The following is a 14,391-nucleotide window of genomic DNA, read 5'->3' as shown; positions in this document are numbered from 1 at the left end:
CTACAGGTTCACCGCCGTCTGCGGACCCGTAGCCCGGCTAAGGCGTTTACGCCGCAAGCCGGGACAGGAGAGGATGTGATTACTCCGCCAGCCAGGCGGCGACGTCCTGCCAGCTGCCGCGAAAAATAATCTTCTCCGCTTTTTTGCCGAGCTGGTAGCGGTACATCGGATCGTAATACTCGTTCAGCAGGGGAACCAGCCAGCTGAAGTGGGCTTCGGTGCTGGCGGTTCGCTGTTGCTCAAGCAGGGCTTCATCAAGCCGGGCGGTGAGCTGGGCAAAACGCTGTAACCCGAGGCGGCGGCGGATTGCGAACAGACCATGATGCAGATATTCGCTATACGCCTGCCAGCCTTGCTCTTCGCCGTAGGCCGCCAGGAAATCATGATGCATGCGCGCAAAATACTCTTCCCGCAGCCGTTCAAGACGGACAGCGAACGGATCTTCCACCACCGCCAGCGGCGACTGCGCCATGCGAAGACGCATGCACTCCGGCAGGTGATTGGCGCCAATCATATGCCCTTCATCCTCCAGCACCCAGCGCGTCTGCTGCCCTGACTTTTTGAGCATTGCCACGGCCAGGTGATTTTCAAAGGTTGCCTGCTGATGCTGCTCCTGCAGGGTTCGGCCAAATGAAGAGCCGCGGTGATGGGCGAGCCCTTCGAGATCGATACCGTCCGGTTGAGCGCCGACCAGCTGGGTTTTACCGTTACCGGTACAGCCGCCGATCAGCACGATAGGGCGCTGCACCAGCTCTTCGGTAAGCTGTATCGCCGCCTGGCGCAGCGCTTTGTAGCCGCCGACGATCAGCGGGTAATCCACGCCCGCTTCCTTCAGCCATTGCTGGACGATATGCGAACGCTGGCCGCCGCGAGCGCAGCACAGGTAGCCCTCGGGATAGCGCGCGCAGGCCTCTTTCCAGGCGGCGAGGCGGCGGGCGCGAATCTCGCCGTTGACCAGCTGATGGCCCAGCGCGAGGGCGGCGTCCGGCCCCTGACGCTTATAGCAGGTGCCGACGGCGGCACGCTCGTCATCGTTCATCAGCGGCAGGTTGATCGCCGCGGGCATGGCGCTTTGCCTGAATTCAACCGGGGCGCGTACGTCAATCAGCGGCGTATCGCTGGCGAGAATCTGCCGAATATTCTGTGGTACTAATTCCATCATTTAAACCGTTAAGCCATTCAGACGCGTCGCTCGACGCGATAATTCCTCTATTGTACGCGGTGAACGCCCTGCTGAATTGATTTTTCACGGTGTATCGCTGAATAGCGTCAGGAATGGCTGGATTTAAGCATCCGTGGGGCTGGCAAGTTGGGTAGCCCGGCTAAGGCGCAGCGCGCCGCAAGCCGGGATAAAGGAGAGAGGATTACGCCAGCTGCGCCTGCGCCCAGAAGATACCGCTGGCATATTCCGGCGGCAGCAGCGGCTTCAGCGCTTCCAGCGTCGCGCTCAGGCGGTCGGTATCGCTGTCGGTCAGGTTCAGGTGGCCGACTTTACGACCCGGACGTACCTCTTTGTCGTACCAGTGCAGATGCACCAGCGGCAGCTTCAGCCAGTCATAGTTCAGATCGGTACCGATCAGGTTGATCATCACCGACGGGCTGTTCACCACCGGCGGCGGCAGCGGCAGATCGGTAATCGCCCGCAGATGCAGCTCGAACTGGCTAATGGAGGCGCCGTTTTGCGTCCAGTGGCCGCTGTTGTGCACGCGCGGCGCCAGTTCGTTAATCAGCAGGCCATCAGCGGTGACGAAACATTCCATCGCCATCACGCCAACGTAGCCCAGCTCATGCATGATCGCCGACAGCATCTGCTCCGCCTGCGCCTGCTGGCGGGCGTTGGCCTGCGGAAAGGCGACGCTGGCGCGTAAAATACCGTCCTGATGCAGGTTGCGGGTCAGAGGATAGAAGACCGTGCTGCCGTCCCGGGCGCGAGCGCCGACCAGCGACACCTCGCCGGAGAAGTTAATCCCCTGCTCAACGATACACTCGCCGTAGTTATCCTCCGGCAGCTGCGCGGTTTCATTTTCCCGCAAACGCCACTGGCCGCGGCCATCGTAGCCGCCGACGCGGCGCTTAACGATAGCCAGCTCCCCGAGGCGGGCGAATACCGCAGGCCATTCGCTTTTATCCGCCAGAAGCTGCCACGGCGCGGTGGCGAGCGCCAGCTTATCGAACAGCTGCTTTTGCGTCAGGCGGTCGGCGATTATCGGGAAAACGTCGCGGTTAACGAAGGCGGAATGACGCGCCAGCTCGCGGGTCAGCGCCGTTTCCGGCCAGCGTTCAATTTCTGCGGTAATCACGCTTTGCTGTACCGGCACCGCTTCCGGGTCGGCTTCCAGACCGACCGGCCAGACCGCAATACCCAGCGGCTCGCCGGCCTGGCGCAGCATCCGGCCTAGCTGACCGTTGCCGAGAACGCAAACCTGCTTCATGCCGCACCCCGCGGATCCGGGTTATCCAGCACGTCATCGGTTTGCGCCTGACGCCAGGCGCTGAGGCGCTGGTGCAGTTCCGCATCGTGCTGGGCGAGGATCTGCGCCGCCAGCAGGGCGGCGTTGGCGGCCCCGGCTTTGCCGATGGCCAGCGTACCCACCGGGATGCCGCGCGGCATCTGGACGATGGAGTAGAGGCTGTCTACGCCGCTTAGCGACGCGCTCTGAACCGGCACGCCTAACACCGGCACCAGCGTTTTCGCCGCAATCATGCCCGGCAGGTGCGCCGCGCCGCCGGCACCGGCAATAATCACCTGAAAACCGTTTTCTTCCGCGCCTTCGGCGAAGCTGAACAGTTTATCGGGCGTGCGGTGGGCGGAGACCACTTCGACATGGTACGGAACGTTCAGGGCATCAAGGATTTCTGCGGTAAACTGCATGGTAGCCCAGTCGCTTTTGGACCCCATCACGATGGCGATACGCGCCGAATTATTGCGGGAAGACATGCGTCTTAAAACTCCTGTGGGTGTGTTTCACACTGCTTTAGAGGCCACAGAGAATAGCATGAACTCCCGGCAAGGAAAACGGTTGCGTGCGCATGGCCAGCCGCCTTTGTGTTGTCGGTATTCGATGAAACGCGCCGGTTATGAGCGGGCAAAAAAGTCACACCAGCCCCATTCCCGGGACTAGAAAGGAAAATGAATCAGCTCAACGTCTTCTGGCGTCACTTTGACCATAGAGCCCTGGCTATGCCAGGCGCCGAGCACCACGCGGTACGCGGTTTGGCCGTTGGCTTCTAGCGGGTGGACGGCGGGGCGGTGCGTATGCCCGTGAATCAGCCACTGAACGCGATGTTTTTCCATGACGTCAACGACCGCCTGGGGATTCACATCCATAATTTCCATCGACTTGCTGCTGTTGGCCGCTTTGCTGTCGGCGCGCATTCTGGCGGCGATACGGCGGCGGATAAACAGCGGCAGGGCCAGAAACAGGCGCTGGATCCAGGGATTGTGAACTTTCGCGCGAAACGCCAGATAGCCTGCATCGTCGGTGCAGAGGGTGTCGCCGTGCATAATCAGCACCTTGCGCCCGTAGAGGTCGAGAAGCTTCTCTTCCGGCAGCAGGGTCATCGCGCTTTCGTGGGCAAAGCGCTTGCCGACGAGAAAGTCGCGGTTGCCGTGAAGGAAGTAGCAGGGGACGCCGGAATCGGCCAGCGCTTTGAGCGCTGAGGCGATTTGCCGATGCAGCGGGTTAGGATCGTCATCGCCGATCCAGGCTTCAAAGAGATCGCCGAGGATATACAGGGCGTCCGCCCTGCGGGCTTCCCCCTGTAAAAAGCGCAGAAAACCGGCGGTAATCGCCGGTTCTTCCGTTTGCAGATGCAAATCCGCAATAAAAAGTGTCGCCACGAATTATTCGCTAACGGTGACGCTTTTGATCACAACATCTTCTTTCGGCACATCCTGATGCATGCCGCTGCGGCCGGTGGCGACCGCTTTGATTTTGTCGACCACGTCCATCCCTTCAACGACTTCTGCGAATACGCAGTAACCCCAACCCTGCAGGCTTTCGCCGGAGAAGTTCAGGAAGTCGTTATCGGCGACGTTGATGAAGAACTGCGCGGTGGCGGAGTGGGGCGCCTGAGTACGGGCCATCGCCAGCGTACCGCGGGTGTTTTTCAGACCGTTGTTCGCTTCGTTCTGAATGGGGGATTTGGTGGTTTTCTGATTCATGCCCGGCTCAAAACCGCCGCCCTGAATCATAAAGCCGTTGATTACACGGTGGAAAATAGTGTTGTCGTAGAAACCTTCACGACAGTAGTCCAGGAAGTTTTTAACTGTTTCCGGCGCTTTGTCGTCAAACGTCTTGATTACGATATCGCCATGATTGGTGTGGAAAGTAACCATTTTTGCATCCTGTTCCGATGATTGTGGTGCCTGCACCCGGAGTCGGGTGAGATATAGGGGGCTGTTATAGCATAACCGCGGGGTTGGATCACCTTGCAATGTGTGCTGCTTCGGGGTTGAATTAAGGTTAGAATACGCGACTTATATCCACACACGTCTACACGGAATCTTCGATGTTAAAAATTTTTAATACACTGACGCGCCAAAAAGAAGAATTTAAACCTATCCATGCCGGGGAAGTTGGCATGTACGTGTGTGGTATTACCGTTTATGACCTCTGTCACATCGGCCATGGCCGTACCTTCGTCTCATTCGATGTGGTCGCGCGCTACCTGCGTTTCCTGGGCTATAAGCTAAAGTACGTGCGCAATATCACCGATATCGACGACAAAATCATTAAGCGTGCTAATGAAAACGGCGAAAGCTTTGTTGCGCTGGTGGATCGCATGATTGCCGAGATGCACAAAGACTTCGACGCGCTGAATATCCGGCGCCCGGATATGGAGCCGCGGGCCACCCACCATATCGCGGAAATCATTGAGATTACCGAGCAGCTGATCGCCAAAGGCCACGCGTATGTCGCCGACAACGGCGACGTGATGTTCGATGTGCCGACCGACCCGAACTACGGTCAGCTGTCGCGTCAGGATCTCGATCAGCTGCAGGCCGGCGCGCGAGTTGATGTCGTTGACGTCAAGCATAACCCGATGGACTTTGTGCTGTGGAAGATGTCGAAAGAGGGCGAGCCAAGCTGGCCGTCGCCGTGGGGCGCGGGCCGTCCAGGCTGGCACATTGAGTGTTCAGCGATGAACTGCAAACAGCTGGGCAACCATTTTGATATTCACGGCGGCGGTTCGGATCTGATGTTCCCGCACCATGAAAACGAAATCGCCCAGTCCACCTGCGCCCACGACGGCGAGTACGTCAATTACTGGATGCACTCCGGGATGGTGATGGTTGACCGGGAGAAGATGTCAAAATCGCTGGGCAACTTCTTTACCGTGCGCGACGTGCTGAAGTTCTACGACGCGGAAACCATTCGCTACTTCCTGATGTCCGGCCACTATCGCAGCCAGCTGAACTACAGCGAAGAGAACTTAAAGCAGGCGCGTTCCGCGCTGGAGCGTCTGTATACCGCGCTGCGCGGAACCGACAAAACCGCAGAGCCGGCCGGCGGCGAGGCGTTTGAGGCGCGCTTTATCGAAGCGATGGACGACGATTTTAATACTCCGGAAGCCTATTCCGTGCTGTTCGATATGGCGCGTGAGGTTAACCGCCTGAAAAGCGAAGATGCCGCCGCGGCCAACGCGATGGCCGCGCATATGCGCAAGCTCTCTTCGGTGCTGGGGCTGCTGGAACAGGAGCCGGATGCCTTCCTGCAGAGCGGCGCGCAGGCGGACGACGGGGAAGTGGCGGAAATTGAGTCGTTGATCCAGCAGCGTCTGGACGCCCGTAAAGCGAAAGACTGGGCGGCGGCGGATGCCGCGCGTGACCGTCTCAACGAGATGGGCATCGTGCTGGAAGATGGCCCGCAGGGCACCACCTGGCGCCGTAAGTAGTCTCATTCTCTCTTTTTAGCCGGGGCCATCCCCGGCATTTTTTTGCCCTGACTCAGGCTAAGAAACGAAGCGCGGTCCTGATTTCGCCTGCGTATGTTCCCGGCCAGCGGCTGTAGCGTTCGTCGGGGAGAAGAGGTATCAGGCGGAAGTGCAGGTTGCCGGAGGCAGCCAGGGGAGCGGCTGTGCTACACAGGACGTGATATCGGAAGATGGCGGCGCTGACTGAAGTGCAGAAAAACGAGAGATCATCTGTCGGGGGGGGGGACAGGCGCCGGTTGCGGCGCCTGAACGTGTTACTCGGTAACGGTAACGCTCTGACCTTCAAAGCTGACCGTCTGACCGGCGACGATTTTACAGCGTTTACGGGTTTCCACCGCACCGTCGACTTTGACCAGACCGTCGGCGATAGCGATTTTAGCCTGCGCGCCGCTTTCGCTCCAGCCTTCCAGCTTCAGCAGATCGCACAGTTCAACGTGCGGGTGTTTGCCTAAAGAAAAATTCGCCATCTCAGGCCTCCTGAATATCGTGATACTCTTCACACGCCTGCAGCGTGTTCTGAATGAGGGTGGCTACGGTCATCGGGCCGACGCCGCCGGGAACCGGCGTGATGTACGACGCGCGCGCGGCGGCATCTTCATAGACCACATCGCCGACCACTTTGCCGCTTTCCAGGCGGTTAATGCCGACATCGATCACGATCGCGCCTTCTTTAATCCATTCGCCCGGAATAAAGCCCGGTTTACCTACAGCCACAATCAGCAGATCGGCATTTTCGACGTGATGACGCAGGTTTTTGGTAAAACGGTGGGTGACGGTGGTGGTGCAGCCTGCCAGCAGCAGCTCCATGCTCATCGGGCGTCCGACAATATTGGAGGCGCCAATGACCACCGCGTTCAGGCCGTAGGTATCAATGTTGTAACGCTCAAGCAGCGTGACGATCCCACGCGGCGTGCACGGACGCAGACGCGGCGCGCGCTGGCACAGACGGCCCACGTTATACGGGTGGAAACCGTCAACGTCTTTGTCCGGCGAAATGCGCTCCAGCACTTTGACATTATCAATGCCGGCGGGCAGCGGCAGCTGGACCAGAATGCCGTCGATGGCGCTATCCGCATTCAGGGTGTCGATAAGTTCCAGCAGCTCCGCTTCGCTGGTGGTTTCCGGGAGATCGTACGAGCGGGAGACGAAGCCTACCTCTTCACACGCTTTGCGCTTGCTGCCGACATAAATCTGCGATGCCGGGTTGCTGCCGACCAGCACGACGGCTAACCCTGGAGCACGAAATCCGGCCGCAACGCGCGCCTTCACTTTTTCCGCAACCTCAGAGCGTACCTGCTGCGCAATCGTTTTACCGTCAATAATTTTTGCTGCCATCAGAGAGAGGATTCCATCTGTATCTTTACGAAAGGGGGATGGCGATATTTTGTCAGAAGCCAGCCCCGCTGTCAGTCTTCGTTTAAGATTTTATCTTTCTTAGGCGTTGCAGAGGCTGAAAAACGGCCCTGACCGCGCTGCGAATGGCGCAAAAAGGAGCCCGGGAGTCGAAGAAAGGTTAACGTGCAGAAACATAAGGTTGGATAAACTTTATACTGCTTTTGCGGCATAAGCCGCCAGCCTGCACAGGCAAGCGCAGTTTCGCGGCAAAATACATTGACTCATCAGGCGTGGACCGTATAATTCCGGCGATTGCACATCATGAAGCTCGCTTCTCAATGCGCCCTTAGCTCAGCTGGATAGAGCAACGGCCTTCTAAGCCGTAGGTCACAGGTTCGAACCCTGTAGGGCGTACCATTTTCATTTCTCTTAACGTCTCTCGAAGTCTACTAAATCCAGCATATACGCGGCATTCGCCAATATCTCATTATCTCAACGTCTACTATAGTCTATTGAAATCCACATTCATGTGGGGGTACATTTGGGGGTAGATTCCTGTTCAATGAAATGAGATACCCCCAAAATGAAGCTCACAGCCCGCCAGGTCGACACATCCAAGCCCAAGGACAAACCCTATAAGCTGTCTGATGGCGGCGGTCTTTACCTGTTGGTGAACCCCAATGGCTCGCGATACTGGCGCCTGAAGTACCGCATCGCTGGTAAAGAGAAGTTACTGGCGTTGGGGGTATATCCTGATATCACTCTGGCGGAAGCCAGACAGAAGCGCGCTGATGCAAAGAAAGTCCTCGCTGCTGGTGGTGATCCGGGACAGGAGAAGCAGGAAGAGAAACAAGCGAAAGAGCAGGCTGTGGCAAACAGCTTTGAGCGCCTGGCCATGGAATGGCATTCCCATAAAAGCACATCGTGGTCAGAAGGCTATGCCGAGCATCTTCTGATGTACCTGAAGAAAGACATCTTCCCCTTCATCGGGCAAAAGGCGATTACGGATATCAGCCAGGTTGAAATGCTTAACGTCCTGCGAAAGATGGAACAACGTGGCGTTCTGGATAAACTCAAGAAAACCCGTCAGGCCTGCCGGCAGATATTCACCTATGCCATTATTACCGGTAGAGCGGAGCACAACCCTGTATCCGATCTGGCTGGCGCGCTGAAGTCGCCCAAGCAACAGCACTACCCACACCTTTTAGTCGACCAGATCCCGGATTTTCTCCGTGCGCTAAGTGAATACAGCGGCAGCACCATCACCCGCAACGCCACTCGATTGTTAATGCTTACAGGGCTCAGGACAATTGAGCTCCGTGCCTCTGAATGGGTTGATATCGACTTTGACAAAGGCGTCTGGAACGTCCCCGCAGAGCGAATGAAGATGCGGCGCCCACATCTCGTTCCTATCTCAACTCAGGTTCGCGAACTGCTTGAAGAAATCCACCAGCTTACCGGGCGAGGGAAGTATGTTTTCCCGGGTCGAAATGATGCTGGTAAGCCAATGAGTGAGGCCAGTATTAACCAGGTGATTAAGCGTATTGGCTACGACGGTAAAGCGACCGGGCACGGCTTCAGGCATACCATGAGTACCATACTCCACGAACAGGGCTATAACACCGCCTGGATTGAAACGCAGTTGGCCCACGTCGATAAGAACTCCATCCGCGGGACATACAACCATGCTCAGTACTTGGATGGCCGCCGGGAAATGCTCCAGTGGTATGCCGACTATATGCAGGCGTTAGAAAATGGTGAAAATGTGGTCCATGGCTCGTTCGGGAAACGTGCCTGACTGGATGCATAGACAGTATATACAGACGATAGTAGACTTAGGTAGACGAACAAAGAATAGGCTATGTCTAGGCTGATCCCCGAAAACCCGTACACCTCTGCGGGCTGGCATAGCCGCCAAAATCAGAGGGCGTGAGGTGGCGTGTGTTAAATGCTGATTCATTAAAAAGATGTTATGACGTCATATCATCTTTGCGGGATAATAAGCCTTTATGGATCCCCAAAGCTAGTTTGTTAAATGATCTTAGTTTCTATAAAGTAAGTTATAACTATAAAACCAAACCAGCATCATTTATTTACTCTATTATACATACACACTCTGAATTTGAAGAGTATATGTCAGTGGTTAAAAAATCCATTGATGGATATGTCAAAATTTCAGATCTGGACTATTGTAATGCTGTCTGGAAAGAAATAATTGATGATAAATATATAAGGAAGTCATTTAATGATGCTGGGTTTCCATTTGATTGCTCTATCCAGCCCGATAGATATGCAAGATATGTGATATTGACTCGGTTATTAGAGTTGTCGAATAATAAAGAAAGGTTTGATTACTGGCATGCACTTTACGATTTTTCTAAAGTAGAAGTGGAAACTTTTGAAAATAGCTATCTTCAATTTCATGAAAAACTCGTGTCTATTATGTATGGATATGTGTCAGGAGAGTTACGCACTGCCTATGTTAACGGAGTTGATGCAATAAAAAAATATAAATTACTTCTTGAAAATTTAATTGTTGTTGAAAAGGAACTGGTTTTTAAATACCTGTTTGATAAAAAAATTCATCGAGATATCGAGTGGGATATGATTGCCGCGAATGAAATCCTCGATGTTCTAATAACTAATAGGAATGATGAGACTCTGTCAGAACGTGCTTTTGTAAGCGAATTACTGAAATTGTATATGAAGTATTCAATAAATGGAAATAGAAGTTTTGTATCTTTAGTGTATAGATTTACCCGCGCTTCTTTCATAGTTAATGATATAGAAAGAAAAACAATTCAACGATGCTGGGAATCATTGTGTAGGGCGATGCGTGATGGCGAACATGCCCATGATAGGTATTTTAAAATGGAGAATGAAACCGTTTCTGGGACAAAGTAGCGCATTGAATGGTTGTTTTTGTCCTGACATAGATATGTAATTAAAACCTTTTATTGTCATGTCAAACAACTAGTTACTTCCCTCGTTTTTGGTATTTTAACCGGTGAGTATTTACCGCATTCTACTGCTGTCATCTCCCGTAGATTGAGGTTAAAAATGTCTAAAGCTCTTATCCGTTTATCTGAGGTCCGCCGCAGGACTGGCTACAGTAAGGCGTGGATTTACCGACTGATTAGCGAAAATCGCTTTCCTCAGCCAATCAAAATAGGTGCTCGTGCAATCGCGTTTGTTGAAGGCGAAATTGATGAGTGGATAGAGAGACGTATTGCTGATTCGCGTGGTGAGGTAGCTTGATGCAAAAGGAAACTACCAATACAGAGTTAAATCTGTCTAATTAACCTCAGGTAACCAGCGATGAAAAATATTAATGCCCTCATAGGGCAGGGCTTAACTCACCCTGTAGACAGCCAGAAGGAGTTTCTTACCCTACACAAACAGGAGGTGCGTATTGATTCTCGAGTAATCGCTGATCGCGCCGGAATACAACATGGAAGCCTCGTTGCGACGATTAAAATGCATCAAAGCAAATTGCGTGAACTTGGTACATTACCACGTCAATCTCTGAAAGAGTTTTCCGATTTGAAATCGGGAAACTCCAAGAGTAGAGGCGGAAGGCCAGAAATCAGTTATCTGCTTAACGAGACACAATTTGATTACACACTCCGTATTATTCGTGGGCGTGATCCTGAACGAATGAATCAGTTCAAGCTAGACATAACTAAGGCGCTCTCTAAACGAAGAGTCGTTGAACCCATTCGTCGCGAATATCTGCCTGGTTATCACGAAAGCCGTGATGGACTTAAGGCGCTAGGGGCGCAGCGTCATCATTACATCAATTTGGCTCGGGCCGAAAATCGTGTAGCTGGCTTGTCGGATGGTGAGCGTGGATCCGCCGGCGAGCAGCAATTAGGGTTACTGGTAGTAATACAGAAAATTGAACAGGCAGCATTTAACGAAGCAGTGCAAAGCGGAATGAGTCCGGGTGATGCAGTGCGGGAAGTCGCCCGCAGAATGGATACATTTGCGTCATTGCTCAGCACAAAACCGTTACTGGGGGGAGAAAATGTTTAACCCAATTCAACCTCCCTGCTCACCTGCAGTATCCATAAATTGCAGCTGTAATCACATTGCGGAGACTATACGCAAAAACCACTTGCTGGCGCTTGGTGTATTAGTCTACCCTGAAAAGGCACCAGCAAAATCTGGTGCCGGGATTGGCGTCCTGGAAAAGTACAAGGCGACACATGACGCGCCTAGCGTCTTTTTTTGTGTCCTCACATTCGTTCACCCTTTTTTCAGCGCTGCGGTTATAATCCGTGCCGCTCGCAGAGTTATGGTGAGTTGGATGGGGGCGGAGAAATCCGCGCCGGTTACCTTGTACGCCGGTTACGCCAACCCTGTTCAGCTCACCACCAGTGAAATTGGCGTTTCCGGTGGTGGGATTAAATCCCAGTACAAGGAGGCTGCCATTATGGCTACTACCCCTACCAAAAATCCGCAATATATCTGGATTATCGCCGCTGTTCGCCGCGAAATGCCGACAATTAAGCCCAAAATTTACCATATCGCCGCGCCGTCTGAGCGTGAAGCCCGCAGTTATCTAGTTCGTGATCACGTCTGTTTTTTCGCCGGACGCATCCGTCTGACGGAGGTGCATCATGCGTAAAAACATCCTCTCTACTGCCATCGCTGAGAAGCCGTATTTGCTCGATGAACTCACCTACGAAACCGAATGTGTGTTGGCGATTCTGCGAACAATCAACGATGTCAGTGATCCACACACCAAAAGCTATCTCGTAGATGCAAGTGAGCTAATTTGCTCACGGTTATTTGAAAAACTACAGCACAATGAACGTATTGAGAATGGTGATAACTGATGAACAACACGGATATGGTCAGCTTAATCGTGGAGATTACTCTATGAAAATGGCGCCGAACGTTAAGCAATTACCAAAAGATAAGTTCTCGGAGGCGATAATTTTTGCTGGTTCCGATGCTTACGCCCATGCTCAACACTGGATCGAAAGTGAAGGCAGGAAACACGGCGATAATGTGCCGCCTGTTTACTTAGGTGGCAAACAACTAGCTGAACTGAATAACCTTCATATTATCGATAAAGGCCGGCGTTCTGCCCGTGTTTATATTGCCGGTGACATAGAGCCTATTTTCATCAACGCTATTGGCGAAAAGTTAGCGATGGCCGGCGTGCAGGATGCGAAATTATATAATGGGATTCCTGACCAGAAGCCGGAGAACTGGCGGGAATACTTGGCCAGGCTCAGAGAACGAGGCGAACAAACGACGACCTCAATTCTAAAAGCCAATAAATCAGTGAATAGTGACAGCCTGAAACCTCATGTCCAAAGCCGTATTGATGGGGTGTACTGGGTTGAGCCACGCACAGACAACGCTACCGGAGAAATCATCAGTCGTGAAAGTTGGTTATGTTCTGCTCTGGAGGTTGTCGGTATTGGCATTGATGACAGTAAAACCCGGTACCTGATCCTGCGCTGGCAGGCATTCGGTGCGAAGAGTGAGACCGTACAGGCGATACCTCTTGCTGACATTGGCGAGCGAGAAGGCTGGCGAACACTCAAGGCCGGCGGGGTGAACGTCACAACCAAGAGCGGTTTACGTGCAACGCTGGCCGACTGGTTGCAGAGCTGTGCCAATGGCGAAGTCTGGCGCATTGCGCACGCTACGGGGTGGCAGTGTGGTGCCTATATCATGCCGGATGGCGAGATCATTGGTACACCAGAACAGCCGGTACTGTTTAACGGGCGAAGTTCGGCCGCATCGGGGTATACCACCAGCGGTACCACGCAAAGCTGGCGCGAAAGCGTCGGGCGTCTGGCCTTTGGCAATTATTCCATGATGACTGGCGTGGCCGCAGCACTGGCCGCCCCGCTGATTGGCCTTGCTGGTGCTGATGGATTCGGTATCCACCTCTACGAACAGTCGAGCGCGGGTAAGACCACCACTGCTAATGTGGCATCCAGTCTCTACGGAAACCCGGATGTACTGCGCCTTACCTGGTACGGCACCGCGCTTGGGCTGGCGAATGAGGCCGCCGCGCATAATGACGCGCTGATGCCGCTTGACGAAATTGGCCAGGGTGCTGACCCGGTGGAGGTCTATAAATCGGCCTACGCGCTTTTTAATGGTACGGGTAAGCTGCAGGGAGCGAAGGAGGGAGGGAACCGTGATCTGAAGCGCTGGCGTACTGTGGCCATCAGTACCGGTGAGATGGATCTGGAAACATTCATCGCCAGTGCCGGCCGTAAGGCTAAAGCGGGCCAGCTGGTTCGCTTGCTGAATATTCCGATGCGTCGGGCAGTACGCTTCCATGAGTATGCCAATGGTAAACACCATGCCGATGCTCTCAAGGATGCATACCAGCGTCATCATGGAGTGGCTGGGCGTGAGTGGGTGAAGTGGCTGGCGGACCACCAGCACGAGGCGGTAAGCGCCGTCAGGGCAGCGGAAGAACGCTGGCGTAGCTTGATCCCGTCGGATTATGGGGAGCAGGTCCATCGCGTCAGCGCCCGGTTCGCGATTCTGGAAGCCGCACTGCTGTTGGGTAAGGTGATCACTGGTTGGGATGAGCAAACGTGTCGGGATGCTATCCAATACAGCTATAACGCCTGGCTGCGCGAATTTGGTACTGGCAACAAAGAGCATCAGCAGATTATCGAGCAAGCCGAAGATTTCCTGAACAGATTCGGACTTAGTCGGTTTGCACCGTTGCCATATGAACCAAGAGATCTGCCTATTCCTAATCTGGCAGGGTTCCGTTCCAAAGGGAATCATGATACAGACCTGATTGTTTTCTATGCTTTTCCGGCAACATTCAATGATGAAATCGCGCGAGGGTTCAACAAAGGACAATTTGCTGAAGTCCTGAAGAAAGCTGGAATGCTCACACCACCCAGTAACGGTCGCGGGTACCAAAAAAAGGGGCCCCGTATAGAAGGGCGGCAGCCATGGTTTTATGTTATGCAGTATCTGCCGGATGACGACCAGCCAGAGTAAAAGCATTCTTTCATGTGTGTAGTTTAGGTGTTGGTTCAGTTGGTTCAGTTGCCTCAGTAGTTATATATATCTGTTTAATAAGGGTTCTGGTTTAAAAAATGAACCAACATTGAGGCAACAAAC

The 14,391-nt window shown here is 53.6% G+C and carries 15 protein-coding genes and 1 tRNA gene; 9 read left to right on the top strand and 7 right to left on the bottom strand.

Annotated features, from left to right (window positions below; genetic code table 11):
• Positions 1 to 79: 79 nt before the first annotated feature.
• The 5 genes from mnmH to ppiB form a co-directional block, all read right to left on the bottom strand.
• Positions 80 to 1,159: a tRNA 2-selenouridine(34) synthase MnmH gene (mnmH, locus tag ACESQ2_RS00780; protein WP_032719617.1), complete on the bottom strand. Its 1,080-nt coding sequence runs from the start codon at positions 1,157 to 1,159 to the stop codon at positions 80 to 82.
• Positions 1,160 to 1,364: 205 nt separating this feature from the next.
• Positions 1,365 to 2,432, bottom strand: a complete 1,068-nt coding sequence (gene purK, locus ACESQ2_RS00775; RefSeq protein WP_014228235.1) for a 5-(carboxyamino)imidazole ribonucleotide synthase — start codon at positions 2,430 to 2,432, stop codon at positions 1,365 to 1,367.
• Positions 2,429 to 2,938 (bottom strand): 5-(carboxyamino)imidazole ribonucleotide mutase, encoded by a 510-nt coding sequence (purE, locus tag ACESQ2_RS00770; RefSeq protein ID WP_046876964.1) that lies wholly within the window; start codon positions 2,936 to 2,938, stop codon positions 2,429 to 2,431. Before purE ends, purK begins: the two co-directional genes overlap by 4 nt.
• Before the next feature lie 180 nt (positions 2,939 to 3,118).
• Positions 3,119 to 3,841, bottom strand: a complete 723-nt coding sequence (gene lpxH, locus ACESQ2_RS00765) for a UDP-2,3-diacylglucosamine diphosphatase (RefSeq protein WP_048261489.1) — start codon at positions 3,839 to 3,841, stop codon at positions 3,119 to 3,121.
• Between the two features lie 3 nt (positions 3,842 to 3,844).
• On the bottom strand, positions 3,845 to 4,339 hold the full coding sequence (gene ppiB / locus ACESQ2_RS00760) for a peptidylprolyl isomerase B (RefSeq protein ID WP_004099775.1): 495 nt from the start codon (positions 4,337 to 4,339) through the stop codon (positions 3,845 to 3,847).
• Between the two features lie 173 nt (positions 4,340 to 4,512).
• Here ppiB and cysS point away from each other — a divergent pair, with 173 nt between their 5' ends.
• Positions 4,513 to 5,898 carry a cysteine--tRNA ligase gene (gene cysS, locus ACESQ2_RS00755; RefSeq protein ID WP_373170096.1) on the top strand — a complete coding sequence of 462 codons (1,386 nt, stop codon included), beginning with the start codon at positions 4,513 to 4,515 and terminating at the stop codon, positions 5,896 to 5,898.
• A 293-nt stretch (positions 5,899 to 6,191) separates the two neighbouring features.
• Here the strand turns inward: cysS and ybcJ are convergent, their stop codons facing one another.
• Positions 6,192 to 6,404: a ribosome-associated protein YbcJ gene (gene ybcJ / locus ACESQ2_RS00750; RefSeq protein WP_004099787.1), complete on the bottom strand. Its 213-nt coding sequence runs from the start codon at positions 6,402 to 6,404 to the stop codon at positions 6,192 to 6,194.
• Between the two features lies 1 nt (position 6,405).
• Positions 6,406 to 7,272: a bifunctional methylenetetrahydrofolate dehydrogenase/methenyltetrahydrofolate cyclohydrolase FolD gene (gene folD, locus ACESQ2_RS00745; protein WP_004099791.1), complete on the bottom strand. Its 867-nt coding sequence runs from the start codon at positions 7,270 to 7,272 to the stop codon at positions 6,406 to 6,408.
• A gap of 340 nt (positions 7,273 to 7,612) precedes the next feature.
• Between folD and ACESQ2_RS00740 the strand changes: the two genes are divergently transcribed.
• From ACESQ2_RS00740 to ACESQ2_RS00705, 8 genes are all read left to right on the top strand, one after another.
• Positions 7,613 to 7,689, top strand: a tRNA-Arg gene (locus ACESQ2_RS00740).
• A 166-nt stretch (positions 7,690 to 7,855) separates the two neighbouring features.
• Positions 7,856 to 9,070: a tyrosine-type recombinase/integrase gene (locus tag ACESQ2_RS00735; protein WP_032410625.1), complete on the top strand. Its 1,215-nt coding sequence runs from the start codon at positions 7,856 to 7,858 to the stop codon at positions 9,068 to 9,070.
• A 143-nt stretch (positions 9,071 to 9,213) separates the two neighbouring features.
• Positions 9,214 to 10,176 carry a hypothetical protein gene (locus ACESQ2_RS00730; RefSeq protein ID WP_009307965.1) on the top strand — a complete coding sequence of 321 codons (963 nt, stop codon included), beginning with the start codon at positions 9,214 to 9,216 and terminating at the stop codon, positions 10,174 to 10,176.
• A 156-nt stretch (positions 10,177 to 10,332) separates the two neighbouring features.
• Positions 10,333 to 10,530, top strand: coding sequence for an AlpA family transcriptional regulator (locus tag ACESQ2_RS00725; protein ID WP_009307966.1), 198 nt, complete (start codon positions 10,333 to 10,335; stop codon positions 10,528 to 10,530).
• A gap of 60 nt (positions 10,531 to 10,590) precedes the next feature.
• On the top strand, positions 10,591 to 11,307 hold the full coding sequence (locus ACESQ2_RS00720; RefSeq protein WP_009307967.1) for a hypothetical protein: 717 nt from the start codon (positions 10,591 to 10,593) through the stop codon (positions 11,305 to 11,307).
• Positions 11,300 to 11,902, top strand: coding sequence for a host cell division inhibitor Icd-like protein (locus ACESQ2_RS00715; protein WP_077254552.1), 603 nt, complete (start codon positions 11,300 to 11,302; stop codon positions 11,900 to 11,902). The genes ACESQ2_RS00720 and ACESQ2_RS00715 overlap by 8 nt, the downstream gene beginning before the upstream one ends.
• On the top strand, positions 11,895 to 12,113 hold the full coding sequence (locus tag ACESQ2_RS00710) for a hypothetical protein (RefSeq protein WP_009307969.1): 219 nt from the start codon (positions 11,895 to 11,897) through the stop codon (positions 12,111 to 12,113). Before ACESQ2_RS00715 ends, ACESQ2_RS00710 begins: the two co-directional genes overlap by 8 nt.
• Positions 12,114 to 12,156: 43 nt before the next feature.
• A complete protein-coding gene (locus ACESQ2_RS00705; protein ID WP_373170095.1) occupies positions 12,157 to 14,268 on the top strand; it encodes a DUF927 domain-containing protein in 2,112 nt (703 codons plus the stop codon).
• Positions 14,269 to 14,391: the final 123 nt, after the last annotated feature.

The organism is Klebsiella sp. Q11, assembly GCF_964241505.1.
GTDB lineage: Bacteria > Pseudomonadota > Gammaproteobacteria > Enterobacterales > Enterobacteriaceae > Klebsiella > Klebsiella michiganensis.
This window is presented reverse-complemented; position numbering and strand designations above follow the sequence as displayed.

Excerpts from the sequence above, each read along its gene's own strand:
- ACESQ2_RS00710 (WP_009307969.1), top strand. The coding sequence starts at position 11,895 with ATGCGTAAAAACATCCTCTCTACTGCCATCGCTGAGAAGCCGTATTTG.
- purE (WP_046876964.1), bottom strand. The coding sequence starts at position 2,938 with ATGTCTTCCCGCAATAATTCGGCGCGTATCGCCATCGTGATGGGGTCC.
- ACESQ2_RS00725 (WP_009307966.1), top strand. The coding sequence starts at position 10,333 with ATGTCTAAAGCTCTTATCCGTTTATCTGAGGTCCGCCGCAGGACTGGC.
- purK (WP_014228235.1), bottom strand. The coding sequence starts at position 2,432 with ATGAAGCAGGTTTGCGTTCTCGGCAACGGTCAGCTAGGCCGGATGCTG.
- mnmH (WP_032719617.1), bottom strand. The coding sequence starts at position 1,159 with ATGGAATTAGTACCACAGAATATTCGGCAGATTCTCGCCAGCGATACG.
- folD (WP_004099791.1), bottom strand. The coding sequence starts at position 7,272 with ATGGCAGCAAAAATTATTGACGGTAAAACGATTGCGCAGCAGGTACGC.
- ACESQ2_RS00720 (WP_009307967.1), top strand. The coding sequence starts at position 10,591 with ATGAAAAATATTAATGCCCTCATAGGGCAGGGCTTAACTCACCCTGTA.
- ACESQ2_RS00715 (WP_077254552.1), top strand. The coding sequence starts at position 11,300 with ATGTTTAACCCAATTCAACCTCCCTGCTCACCTGCAGTATCCATAAAT.
- cysS (WP_373170096.1), top strand. The coding sequence starts at position 4,513 with ATGTTAAAAATTTTTAATACACTGACGCGCCAAAAAGAAGAATTTAAA.
- ACESQ2_RS00705 (WP_373170095.1), top strand. The coding sequence starts at position 12,157 with ATGAAAATGGCGCCGAACGTTAAGCAATTACCAAAAGATAAGTTCTCG.
- ACESQ2_RS00735 (WP_032410625.1), top strand. The coding sequence starts at position 7,856 with ATGAAGCTCACAGCCCGCCAGGTCGACACATCCAAGCCCAAGGACAAA.
- ppiB (WP_004099775.1), bottom strand. The coding sequence starts at position 4,339 with ATGGTTACTTTCCACACCAATCATGGCGATATCGTAATCAAGACGTTT.
- ybcJ (WP_004099787.1), bottom strand. The coding sequence starts at position 6,404 with ATGGCGAATTTTTCTTTAGGCAAACACCCGCACGTTGAACTGTGCGAT.